This is a genomic window from Stenotrophomonas sp. YJH_SMC_17 (assembly GCF_059371655.1).
The window spans coordinates 105,019-117,486 of record NZ_JCAFUU010000002.1 but is presented as its reverse complement, the minus strand read 5'-3'; the positions used below and the strand labels follow the sequence as shown (position 1 = coordinate 117,486).

The 12,468-nt window shown below is 66.8% G+C and carries 8 protein-coding genes; 4 read left to right on the top strand and 4 right to left on the bottom strand.

Features of this window, described 5'->3' with window-relative positions; all coding sequences use genetic code 11:
- Positions 1–123 precede the first annotated feature (123 nt).
- The 4 genes from AC5P8Z_RS05680 to AC5P8Z_RS05665 all read right to left on the bottom strand — a co-directional run bounded on the left by AC5P8Z_RS05680 (position 124) and on the right by AC5P8Z_RS05665 (position 5,640).
- Positions 124–1,734: a SulP family inorganic anion transporter gene (locus AC5P8Z_RS05680; protein ID WP_286069600.1), complete on the bottom strand. Its 1,611-nt coding sequence runs from the start codon at positions 1,732–1,734 to the stop codon at positions 124–126.
- Positions 1,735–2,435: 701 nt separating this feature from the next.
- On the bottom strand, positions 2,436–4,154 hold the full coding sequence (locus AC5P8Z_RS05675; protein ID WP_495228409.1) for a thiamine pyrophosphate-dependent enzyme: 1,719 nt from the start codon (positions 4,152–4,154) through the stop codon (positions 2,436–2,438).
- Positions 4,155–4,263: 109 nt separating this feature from the next.
- Positions 4,264–5,121, bottom strand: coding sequence for an XAC2610-related protein (locus AC5P8Z_RS05670; RefSeq protein ID WP_295566575.1), 858 nt, complete (start codon positions 5,119–5,121; stop codon positions 4,264–4,266).
- Positions 5,122–5,157: 36 nt separating this feature from the next.
- On the bottom strand, positions 5,158–5,640 hold the full coding sequence (locus AC5P8Z_RS05665; RefSeq protein ID WP_495228407.1) for a DUF3574 domain-containing protein: 483 nt from the start codon (positions 5,638–5,640) through the stop codon (positions 5,158–5,160).
- A 214-nt stretch (positions 5,641–5,854) separates the two neighbouring features.
- On the opposite strand from AC5P8Z_RS05665, the gene AC5P8Z_RS05660 reads away from it, so the two are divergent.
- From AC5P8Z_RS05660 to otsA, 4 genes are all read left to right on the top strand, one after another.
- Complete coding sequence (locus AC5P8Z_RS05660) at positions 5,855–8,290, top strand: TonB-dependent receptor plug domain-containing protein (protein WP_295566579.1); 2,436 nt, start codon at positions 5,855–5,857, stop codon at positions 8,288–8,290.
- A 218-nt stretch (positions 8,291–8,508) separates the two neighbouring features.
- Entirely contained in the window at positions 8,509–9,267 is a 759-nt protein-coding gene (gene otsB / locus AC5P8Z_RS05655; protein ID WP_286069605.1) for a trehalose-phosphatase, read from the top strand.
- Positions 9,268–9,308: 41 nt separating this feature from the next.
- Positions 9,309–11,090 carry a glycoside hydrolase family 15 protein gene (locus tag AC5P8Z_RS05650; protein WP_295566582.1) on the top strand — a complete coding sequence of 594 codons (1,782 nt, stop codon included), beginning with the start codon at positions 9,309–9,311 and terminating at the stop codon, positions 11,088–11,090.
- On the top strand, positions 11,087–12,451 hold the full coding sequence (otsA, locus tag AC5P8Z_RS05645) for an alpha,alpha-trehalose-phosphate synthase (UDP-forming) (protein ID WP_295566605.1): 1,365 nt from the start codon (positions 11,087–11,089) through the stop codon (positions 12,449–12,451). Before AC5P8Z_RS05650 ends, otsA begins: the two co-directional genes overlap by 4 nt.
- Positions 12,452–12,468: the final 17 nt, after the last annotated feature.

Sequence of the window (12,468 nt, the reverse complement as noted above, 5' to 3'; positions counted from 1 at the left end):
CCTGCAACTCCTGTTGTAGAGCCGAGCCATGCTCGGCTCGGAGCAGCCGAGCGCAGGCTCGGCTCTACAACATCCCGAGGCGGAAAGAAAACGGTAGCGCCGGGCAATGCCCGGCGTCCCCGGTCAATGATCGGTGCCGTCACCCAGCGGTTTCACCGGCTGCTTCTGCAGCGACAACAACCCCAGCAGCACCGCCAGTGCGACGTAGGCGCCCGCGAACTGCCAGCTGATGATGCGCGCCAGGCCTTCCAGATCCCACGGCAGGTAGATGCCGCCGCGCGGGTCCACCGAATGGATCAGGCCGAACAGGGTCAGCAGCGCCGCCACCAGCAGGAAGCCACAGGCGCGGCGCAGGCGGCCATCGACCATCGCTGCCACGGCGGAAATCCACAGCATCGAGGTGATGATGAAGCCATTGCCGAGGGTGAAGATCACCGCCAGTTCCGGCAGGCCATGGCCATCGAGCTTGGTCAGCAGCTGCGGCAGCTGGTCCGGTGCGATCCAGCCCGGCGCCTTGATCGCCAGCAGGTAGGCCACCGACGGCAGGAAGCCGAACACCATCGCACCGGCGTGGTGGCGCGGCGTGGCCTGGAAGGCCTGGGTGGTGATGTCGATGGCCACGTAGACGATGATCGGAGCCAGCACCGCCAGCGGCAGCCATTGCACCAGCCCGGAGATGATGCCGAGCATGCCGCCGATGCCAACGAACAGGCCGGTCAGCAGCGTGTAGCCGCTGCGTGCGCCCATGTGCTTGTAGGCCGGCTGGCCGATGTACGGCGTGGTCTGCGCAACGCCGCCGCAGACACCGGCCACCAGCGTCGCCACCGCTTCCACCAGCAGGATGTCGCGGGTGCGATAGTCATCGCCGGCCGCACGTGCGCTCTCGGACACGTTGATGCCACCGACCACCATCAGCAGGCCGAACGGCAGCAGCAACGGCAGGTAGGTCATCGCCGTGGGCAGGCCTTCAAGGAAGCCCAGCGTCGGCAGCGGCAGCACCACCTGCGGCGGCACCCATTCCGGCACATGGAAGCCCGGTGCACCCAGTCCGGCCACGCCGAGGCCGTAATACAGCACGGTGCCGAACACGAAGGCCAGCAGCACGCCCGGGCCACGCACCGGCAGCTTGCCCTTGGCGATCAGCACGTACAGCAGCAGGCCGAGCGTGGTGAAGCCCACCAGCGGCGAACGCAGGGTTTCCAGCAGCGGCAGCAGGCCCATCAGCACCAGCGCGATGCCCGCGATGGAACCGAGCAGCGCCGCACGCGGCAACGCGCGGGTGACCGCTTCGCCGAAGAACGACAGCACGAACTTGAGCACGCCCATGATGACCAGCGCGGCCATGCCCAGCTGCCAGGTGGCGATGCCGGCCGCGTGCGGGTCCATGCCCTGCTGCTTGAAGGCGAGGAAGGCCGGGCCGAGCACCAGCAGCGCCATGCCGATGCTGGTCGGTGCATCCAAGCCCAGCGGCATGGCGGTGACATCGTCGCGGCCGGTGCGCGCCGCCAGGCGCCGCGCCATCAGCGTGTACAGCAGGTTGCCGACCAGCACACCGAAAGCGGTGCCGGGGAACATGCGGCCGAACACCACGTCGGCGGGGAACTGGAAGATCCCGACCAGGGCCATGGCGATGAAGCCGAGGATGGAGAGGTTGTCGACGACCAGGCCGAAGAAGCCGTTGAAGTCGCCGGAGACGAACCAGCGACGCGGTGCGGCGGAAGCGGGAGCGGACATGGAAGGGGCGGTGGGGGTGGGGACCGCCGATGGTAGGCCCAGCGGGGCCCGGGCGCCAATTCCGCGGTGGAATGATGGGTTCCAGCCAACGGCGGGGCCCCTCGTGGCTGGGCGCGGGTAGAGTCGACTGTTAGTCGAATGGCATTGCGAGTTGGGCCGGTCGGGATGGGCTGCGCAGGACACGCCGTAAACCCGTCCCTGGGGGCTCGATGGCGCCATCCATGGCGCCAACGGTCCTGCGCAGCCCATCCCGACCGGCCTCCCACAGTTTCCTGCGCGTGCCAGCCACGGAAGAGAATCAAAAGATCAAAGGCAAAGGCAAAGGCAGGCTCTCGTTGTAGCGCCGAGCCCATGCCCGGCTGCTGTACGCGAAACCTCCGAACCGAGCATGGCTCGGCTCTACAGAAGATCATTCCGATCATTCTTTCGTTCATCCACGCATGGCGTGGATCTACCGTGTCGACCAAGGTCGACACCCACCAGTGCAATATCCCGTTCCGGCAGATTGCAGGAAGCTGTCGAAGGCGGGGTGGGTCCGGTTGCGGGGGTGTCCGCGGCATGGATGCCGCGGCCAAGCCCCCAGGGACGGGTTTACGGCGTCCCCCGCAACCGGACCCACCCCGCCATCCCTCAGGAAACCCGCTTCTGCTCTGGCTCTGGCTCGTAGCGGGTGCAGGGCGCAGCCCTGCATCGACCAACCCTCACTTCTTCAGGAAGTTGTCCACCAGCAGATGCTTCACGTCGTCGAAGCGGCCGTTCAACACCGCCTTGGCGGCATACAGCGCGGTACCGGCCACCTGCTTGGCCTCGATCTGTGGCGGCATCACCAGTTCGGCGCGGCTGGTATGCACGTCCAGCAATGCCGGGCCACGTTGCGACAGGAAGTCCTGCACCGCTTCTTCCAGATCCTCGCTGCGGGTCACGGTGCGTCCGTGGAAACCAATCACTTCGGCAAGGCGGCCGAAATCCGGGTTCTTCAGATCGGTGTAGTTGTCCAGCAGGCCTTCCACCTTCTGTTCCAGCTCGACGAAGTTCAGCGAGCCGTTGTTGAACACCACCACCTTGATCGGCAGGTTTTCCTGCACCGCGGTCAGCAGATCACCCAGCAGCATCGCCAGGCCGCCATCGCCGGACAGCGAGATCACCTGCCGGCCCGGGAACGCCTTCTGCAGGCCCAATGCCTGCGGCATCGCGTTGGCCATCGTGCCGTGCAGCAGGCTGGTCAGCGTGCGGCGGCGGCCATTGACGCGGATATGCCGCAGCACCCAGACCATCGGTGAACCACCATCGGCGGTAAACAGCGCATCGTCCGTCGCATACTTCGACAGCAATGCGGTCAGGTGCTGCGGATGGATCAGCTCGCCTTCGCCCGGCTGCTCTTCCTGCTCGCGCTTCTTCAGCGCCTTGTCGCGACGTTCGATGCATTCGTCCAGGAACGTGCTGTCCTCGCGCGGCGGCAGCAACGGCAGCAGCGCATCCAGCGTCGGCGCGATATCGCCCACCACGCCCAGGTTCACCGGATGGCGCCGGCCGAGGTGGCTGCCATCGCGGTCGACCTGGATGATCGTGGCCTTGTCGGGGTAGAACTGGCCCCAGGCGAAATCGGCGCCGAGCAGCAGCAGCGTGTCGCACTCCATCAGTGTGTGGAAGCCGGACTCGATGCCGAAGATGCCGGTCATGCCCATGTTGTACGGGTTGTCCGGCTCGACGAAGTCCTTGGCGCGCGAGGTGTGCGCGATCGGCGCCTGCAGGCGCCGGGCCAGTTCCAGCAGCTGCGCGTGCGCGCCCTGGCAACCGGCACCCGCGTAGATACCGATGCGCCTGCCCTGCCCCAGCAGTTCGGCGATGCGTTGCAGCTCGGCGTCGGAAGGACGCAGCACCGGTTGGGTGTAGTGCACCGAGAACGGCACATCGTGCTTCACTTCGGCCTGGCTGATGTCGGCCGGCAGGATCACCACCGCCACGCCGCGGCGGCTGATCGCCGCCTGGCAGGCCAGGGTGACCACGCGCCGCGCCTGCTCGGCACTGTGCACCTGCTCGCAGAACACCGAACAGCTGGCGTACACCGCCTTGAAGTCCACTTCCTGCGGGAATTCCATGCCCAGCTCGCTGGTCACCACCTGGCTGGCGATCAGCACCATCGGCGCACGATTGCGGTTGCTCTCGAACACACCGTTGATGAAGTGCAGGCTGCCGGGGCCGCAGGAACCGGCGCAGGCGGTCAGCTCACCGCTCACCAGCGAATCGGCGCCGGCGGCAAACGCCGCCACTTCTTCATGGCGCACGTGCACCCAGGCGATGTCACTGCCATGCATCGCATCGGTCACATGGTTGAGCGTATCGCCCACGATGCCGTAGCAACGGCGGACTCCCGCCTGCTGCAGGGCGTCCACCACGATTTCGGCCACGCGCTTGCTCATTGGATACATCCTCGAACGGGGGAACGTCCGAGGCTAGACCTGATGAAGTGATGCCCCCGTGGGCACGCCGCCCGTCGCCACGATGTGCAAACCGAGGGCAGGCGTCTCGTCAATCATTGGCGTTGATCCAGCCTTCCACCGCGCCGCTTTTCGGGTTGCGGTAGCGCAGCTTCATCCAACCGTCCTGTTCATCCAGCATTTCCACGTGGTCGCCCTGCACCAGGTAACGCTTGGTGCTGGGCGCGCCCGGGCGGTCGAACAGGAACAGGCGTGCTGGAATCACGGTGGCCTGCTGGCCACGGAGCGGACCATCGGGCGGTGCACCCAGGCCATCGGCAATCGCGCTCTCCAGCACACGGCCGGCAGGATCATAGGTGCGCCAGACCGCCAGCGGGCCTTGCTCTTCGGTCTGTTCCCACTGCAGCGCGGCGTTCAAAGCATCGTCGAGCATCAACAGGCTCTCGGCGCGGTACAGGTAGAGCTTCGCACCCGCGAACCGGTACTGGTCGGTGTACCACATCGGCCCGCTGCGGCAACTGCTGCTGAGGGTGCGGGTGGCAACGTCCACGCTCAGCCCCATCAGGTCACCGCAGCTGTCCTTGCCGTGGGTTTCGGCCTGCAGCACGCGATACGAAGCGCTGGCCGGATCGAACCGGTATACCGCCACCGCTTCGTTGACCATGCCCACCGATGCGCGCGCGACCAGTTCCGGGTAGCCATCGAAATCGACGTCCTCCAGACCCCACCGCGAATTGCCGTCGGCATCCGCCGCGCCCGCCAGCGTCTGGCGCTTGCCTGACGGCGACAGCTGCACTGCGATGCTGCCATCCTGTTGGGGATCGGCATGCGCCTGCACGTGCGCGGCCACCTGGAACCGCAGCGTTTCGCCGTCGTCGCCATGTGCCTGCGCCGACGGTGCCAGCAGTCCTGCCAGCACCAGGCCCAGCACGCATTCCCTGAGTTTCATCATCGCTTCCTGCGGCACCGCGGCGGCACCTTCAACTCAGAACGACACCTCGACCGGCTGCCGCGACCACAGCACCGATTGATGCTGGGTCTGCTGCTTCCACGCCAGGCGGATCGCTTCGATATCGGCGCGACGCTGCGGGGTGTCCTCATGCAGCACCACCAGCACCTTGGTGCGCAGGCGGTTGGGCGCGTCATCGCCGCGGAACAGCCACTGGCCGTAGGCATCGAATACGGTCAGGCCATCCGGGAAGCGCGGGGTCACCTGCTTGTCCAGGAAGGCGCGCCACTGCGCCTCGCTGATGGTGTCGGCCTGCGGACGGCTGCCCGCGCCCTGCTCCTCGCCCACGCCGAAGTACAGCTCGCTGCGTACCCAGCCGTGGCCATCGGACGGGCGTGCGGCATCGCCCTTCAGGTCGGCGGTGGTGGCCGTGGCATAGGCGCTGGGCGCCTGCGAGGACAGGCTGGCGCAGCCGCTGGTGGCCAGCAGCACGGCAAAGACGAGACCAAGGTGTTTCATCGGTACAGCTCCGGGGAAGGGGGACAGGGCGAGCCGGCAGCGTACAGCGCCGCCGGCCCGGCGTGCTGATGCCAACAGGGCATCAACTCATGCCGGACCGGCAGGGGCTTGCATCGGCACCAGCCATCACGCGAAGATAATATATCGCTTCATCCGGATGGATGTAAGTGAAACTATCTCCCCCTTCCCCGTCGTCGTTGTTGCTGGAGCCCCCATGTCCGCCCGCCTGCCCGCGTCGCCGCTCGGCCTCGCCATCGCCCTCGCGCTTTCCTCCGCCGCCGTCCCGGCCCTGGCCCAGGACGCCACCAACCTGGACACGGTGATCGTCACCGGCACCCGTGCCGCCGACCGCACCGTGCTCGAATCGACCTCGCCGGTGGACGTGCTCACCGCCGAGGACATCCGCAAGGCCGGCGTGGTCAACGGTGAGCTGGGCAGCGCACTGCAGGCGCTGCTGCCGTCGTTCAACTTCCCGCGCCAGTCCAACTCCGGTGGCGCCGACCATGTGCGCGCCGCGCAGCTGCGCGGCCTGTCGCCGGACCAGGTGCTGGTGCTGGTCAATGGCAAGCGCCGCCACCACACCGCGCTGGTCAACACCGACAGCAAGATCGGCAAGGGCACCACGCCGGTCGACTTCAACTCGATTCCAGTCAGCGCGATCAAGCGCATCGAAGTGCTGCGCGATGGTGCCGGTGCGCTGTACGGCTCCGATGCGGTCGCCGGTGTGATCAACGTGATCCTGGACAACGGCGGCGACGGCGGCGAGATCGAGGCCAGCTACGGCGCCAACCACACCGACCTCAAGCCGATCGGCCGCACCCTCACTGACGGCCAGACCGGCAACATCAGTGCCAAGGTCGGCACCTCGCTGGGCGAGGACGGCGGCTTCCTGCGCGTCGGCCTGGAATACAAGCACCGCAACGGCACCAACCGCGCCGGCTTCGACCAGATTCCGCCGTGGGACCAGACCCCCGACAACCTGGCATTGCAGGGCAAGCGCAACTACGTGCTGGGCGATGGCAAGAGCAAGGACATCAACCTGTGGCTGAACACCGAGATCCCGGTCGGCCAGACCTCGACGTTCTACGCGTTCGGCACCTTCAACCAGCGTGATACCGAAGGCGCGAACTACTTCCGCTACCCCGATGGCGATGCCAACTGGAAGCAGGTCTATCCGAACGGTTACCGCCCGATCTCCGAAGGCGAGAACCGCGACGTGCAGGCCGTGGCCGGCGTGCGCGGCCAGTGGGGCGAGTGGAGCTACGACGGCAGCGTGGATTACGGCCAGAACGACTTCACCTACCGCCTGCGCGACTCGCTCAACGCCTCGCTGGGCCCAACCAGCCCGACCCGTTTCAAGACTGCCGACTACGCGTACGCGCAGACCGTGGGCAACCTCGATCTGAGCCGCGTGTTCACCCAGAGCGAGAGCATCAGCCACACCCTGGGACTGGGCGCAGAAGCGCGCCACGAGCGCTACCAGACCCGTCCGGGTGACCCGGCCAGCTACGCCGCTGGCCCGTACACCGATCGCCCGACCGGCTCGCAGGCCGGTGGCGGCCTGACCCCGCAGGATGCGGCGCGCCTGTCGCGCGATGTGGCCAGTGCCTATGCCAGCCTGTCCAGCCAGTTCGGCGAAACGTTCTCCACCGATCTGGCCGCACGCTACGAGCACAGCGACGACTTCGGTGGCGAACTGACCGGCAAGCTCGGCCTGCGCTACGCGTTCACGCCGGCCTTCGCGCTGCGCGGTGCCATTTCCAACAATTTCCGTGCACCGTCGTTGGCGCAGATCGGCTACGAATCCACCTCCACCGGCTACAACGCCGGCGGCCAGCTGGTGCAGGGCCGTTTGCTGTCGGTCAACAATCCGATCGCGCGTGGCCTGGGTGCGCAGAACCTCAAGCCTGAGAAGTCGATCAACACCTCGCTGGGCTTCACCAGCCGCATCGGCGAGCACTTCGACCTGTCGCTGGACTTCTTCCAGATCGACATCGACGATCGCATCGCGCTGTCGGAGAGCATCACCGGTGATGCGCTGACCGACTATGTGGCGGCCAATTACGGCGTCACCGGCCTGCAGAGCGCCAGCTTCTTCGTCAACGCCGCCGACACCCGCACCCGTGGCGCCGAACTGGTGAGCAACTGGCGCCAGTCGCTGGGCGATGGCCAGCTGCTGCTGACCGGCACCTACGCCTACACCAGGACCACGCTGAAGAACGTGCTCGCCACGCCGGCGCAGCTGCGCGCACTGAACCCGGACTACGTGCTGTTCGGCATCGAAGAGACCAACACGCTCACCGATGCCACGCCGCGTACGCGCGGTAGTTTCTCGGCAGCCTGGAGCAACGACCACTGGTCGCTGAGCACCCGCGTGAACCGCTATGGCAGCGCCACCCGCGTGTTCAACTTCGGTGACGGCTACATCCCGCGCCAGACCTACCAGGCCGAATGGCAGCTGGATGCCGAGGTGGAGTACCGCATCACCCCGCGCTGGAGCGTGGCCATTGGCGGCCAGAACCTGACGGACAACTACCCGGATCGATCCAACAGCGATATCCACTACTTCGGCAACCTGCCGTACGACGTGCTGTCGCCGATCGGCAGCAACGGCGCGTACTACTACGGCCGCGTCCGCTATACGTTCTGATTCACAGAATCGACCCGGTGGAGCCGGCGGGGTAGAGTCGACTGTTAGTCGACTGCTCTTCGCGCAGATCGCGAAAATCCCGCGCTGCGCGCGATAGTCGACTAACAGTCGACTCTACCCCGTCGGCGCTGCCCCGCCGCCGGTCCAGGGCCGACAGGTCAGTGAACTGTCGCCCTGCCTCGACCTGCCCTACACGCCCACGCTGGCAAGGTGGGGGCATGGCTGAACCGCTCCCCCTGCGTCCGCCACCGCCCTTGTTGGACGACGCCTGCGCGTTGTTCCTCGATGTCGATGGCACCCTGATCGAATTTGCTGCGCGCCCGGATGCCGTGCAGCTGCTGCCGGATGTGCGTGAAGCCATCGGCCGCATCAGCGACCGCCTGGAAGGTGCCGTGGCACTGGTCAGTGGTCGCCCGCTTGAACAGCTGGACCAGCTGTTCGCTCCGCTGCAGCTGCCCGCCGCCGGCCTGCATGGCCACGAACTGCGTGGCCAGGATGGCCGCGTCCTGCGCGACGAGCACGACGACGACACCGCCGAATGGCTGCACGCCCTGCACCAGCAGGCGATGCGTTTCGCCCATGGGCATCCTGGCGTACTGGTCGAGGACAAGGGCGTGGGCCTGGCCCTGCATTGGCGCGGTGCGCCACACGCCGCCCGCGACGTCCGCGCATTCGCCGACCGCCACGTGCGCGGCCGCACCAGCTATCGCCTGCAGCCCGGTGACCACGTGGTCGAGTTCGTTCCCGTCGGCACCGACAAGGGCCGCGCGATACGAAGGATGATGCAATACCTGCCGTTCCGCGGCCGCCTGCCTGTGTTCATGGGCGATGACCTCACCGATGAATTCGGCTTCGATGCTGCCAACGGCCAGCATGGCTGGAGCGTGCTGGTGGGTGAACGTGAACCCAGCGCGGCGGTGTTCGCACTGCCCGACATACGCAGCGTGCACGCCTGGCTGCGTGAGAATGCCTATTGACCCGGCCCCCCCCCACGGCCGCAACCGAGATGTACCGCGTGATGACCCAACCCGATCTTGATCTGGGCGTGGTCGGCAACGGCAGCTTCGGCGCCCTGGTCGACAAACATGCCCGTGTTGTCTGGAGCTGCCTGCCCACCTTCGACGGCGACCCGACGTTCTGCGCCCTGCTGGGTCCCAACCAGCGGACCGGTGGTGACTTCGCCATCGAGCTGGAGGACTTCGCCGACAGCGAGCAGGAATACCTCACCAATACCGCGATCCTGCGCACCGTGCTGCGTGACACGCACGGCGGCGCACTGGAAATCCTGGACTTCGCCCCGCGCTGGCGCCAGAACGACCGCTTCTACCGGCCGGTCAGTCTGATCCGCCAGGTGCGCCCCTTGTCCGGCAGCCCACGCATCACCGTGCGTGCGCGACCGCTGGCGGACTGGGGCGCACGCGTTCCCGAGTCGACCTGGGGCAGCAACCATGTGCGCTGGATCCTGCCCGAACACGTATTGCGGCTCACCACCGACGTGCCGGTGCGCTTCGTGCGTGATGGCCTGCCGTTTGTGCTCAACCATCCGATCCATCTGATCCTGGGCGTGGACGAATCGCTCAACCGTTCGATCAGCGGCTATGTGCAGGAAGCCTTCCAGCGCACCCGCGACTACTGGCGCGAATGGGTGCGCTACCTGTCCATTCCGCTGGAATGGCAGGACGCGGTGATCCGCAGTGCGATCACGCTGAAGCTGTGCCAGTACGAGGACAGCGGCGCGATCATCGCGGCGATGACCACCTCCATTCCGGAAGCGCCCGGCAGCGTGCGCAACTGGGATTACCGCTACTGCTGGCTGCGCGATGCCGCCTTCGTGGTGCGTGCACTGAACCGTCTTGGCGCCACGCGCACGATGGAGCAGTTCCTCGGCTACATCTTCAACCTGGCTACCACCGACGGCACGCTGCAGCCGTTGTATGGCATCGGCTTCGAGGCCAAGCTGGACGAGGACGAGGTGCCCACGCTGTCCGGCTACCGCGGCATGGGCCCGGTGCGCCGTGGCAACCTGGCCTGGGTGCAGCGCCAGCACGATGTGTACGGCAGCGTGGTGTTGGCCTCCACCCAGCTGTTCTTCGACCGCCGCCTGCAGGACCCGGGTGACGCACACACCTTCGCCCGCCTTGAACCGCTCGGCGAGCAGGCCTTCGCCCTGCATGACGTACCCGATGCAGGCCTGTGGGAGTTCCGCGGCCGTACCGAGGTGCACACCTATACCAGCGCGATGTGCTGGGCGGCCTGCGACCGTCTGTGCAAGATCGCCGTGCGCCTGAAGCGCGACGACCGGGCGCACTATTGGCGCGAGCGCGCCGACACCATCCACGCGCGCATCATGGCTGAAGCCTGGAGCGACGAGCTTGGCCACTTCACCGATACCTTCGGTGGTCACCGACTGGACGCCTCCTTGCTGCTGCTGGCCGATATCGGCTTCATCGATGCACTGGACGCCCGTTTCATCGCGACCGTCGAAGCCATCGGCCGCGACCTCAAGCATGGCAACTCGCTGTACCGCTATGTGGCACCGGATGACTTCGGCGAACCGGAAACCAGCTTCACCATCTGCACGTTCTGGTACATCGATGCGCTGGCCGCGATCGGGCGTCTGGATGAGGCACGCGAGATGTTCGAGACGTTGCTGAAGCAGCGCAACCACCTGGGCCTGCTGTCGGAGGACTTGGCCTTCGACAGCGGCGAGGCCTGGGGCAATTTCCCGCAGACCTATTCGCACGTCGGCCTGATCACCGCCGCGATGCGCCTGTCGCGATCCTGGCAGGAGGCGTCGTGAGCCGTCTGGTTGTGGTTTCAAACCGTGTAGCCGTGCCCGGCGAAAACCGTGCCGGCGGCCTGGCGGTCGGCCTGCTTGCCGCGCTGAAGGAACGCGGCGGGATGTGGTTCGGCTGGAGCGGCAAGAGCGTGCGCGATGGCAGTGGCACGCTGCACACGCAGAAGGACGGCGACATCGAATTCGTCACCCTGGACCTGAGCAAGCGCGAGGTGGATGGCTACTACAACGGCTTCGCCAACCGCACCTTGTGGCCGCTGCTGCACTTCCGCCTCGACCTGGTCGACTACGACCGCGGTACCCGCGAGACGTACCACAAGGTCAACGCGCTGTTCGCCGACAAGCTCGCACCGTTGCTGCGCGAAGACGACATCGTCTGGATCCACGACTACCACCTGATCCCGCTTGGCGCGCTGCTGCGCGAGCGTGGCATCGGCTGCCGCATCGGCTTCTTCCTGCACATCCCGATGCCCTCGGCCGACCTGCTGCAGGCGATGCCCGATCACCTGCGGCTGTTCTCCGCGCTGTACGCCTACGATCTGGTCGGCTTCCAGACCCAGCGCGATGCCGATCGCTTCCAGACTTACCTGCGCCTGTTCGGCGGCGGCCGCGTGCTCGACAACGGCGAACTGGAAGCGCCCGGTGGGCGCCGGTTCCGTGCGGCCGCCTTCCCGATCGGCATCGACACCGAGCTGATCGCGCGGCAGGCCGGTACCGCCGCGGCCAAGGCGGCTGTGAAGAACCTGCGCGCCAGCCTGCGAGACCGCCAGCTGGCGATCGGCGTCGACCGCCTGGACTATTCCAAGGGCCTGCCCGAACGCTTCCTCGGCTTCGAGCGCTACCTGGAGCGCCATCCGGACCAGCGCGGTTCGCTGACCTACCTGCAGATCGCCCCGGTCTCGCGGGGTGATGTCACCGAGTACCGGCAACTGCGCAGCCAGCTGGAGCAGATCGCCGGCCACATCAACGGCGGCCACGCCGAGCCGGACTGGACGCCGCTGCGCTACGTCAACCAGAACTTCACCCATGCCACCCTCACCGGCTTCTACCGGGCGGCGGCGGTGGGCCTGGTCACCCCGCTGCGCGATGGCATGAACCTGGTGGCCAAGGAATACGTGGCCTCGCAGGACCCGGACGATCCCGGCGTGCTGGTGCTGTCGCTGCTGGCCGGCGCCGCCGACGAACTGAAGCAGGCGCTGCTGGTGAACCCGCACGATCTGGACGGCGTGGCCGACGCCATCGCAACGGCCGCAACGATGTCGCTGCACAGGCGCAAGGAACGCTGGCACGCAATGATGGAGCACCTGCGCACCTACGACATCAACCACTGGCGGCGCAGCTATCTGGACGTGCTGGAGGGCTGACGAGGCCGCCCCTGTAG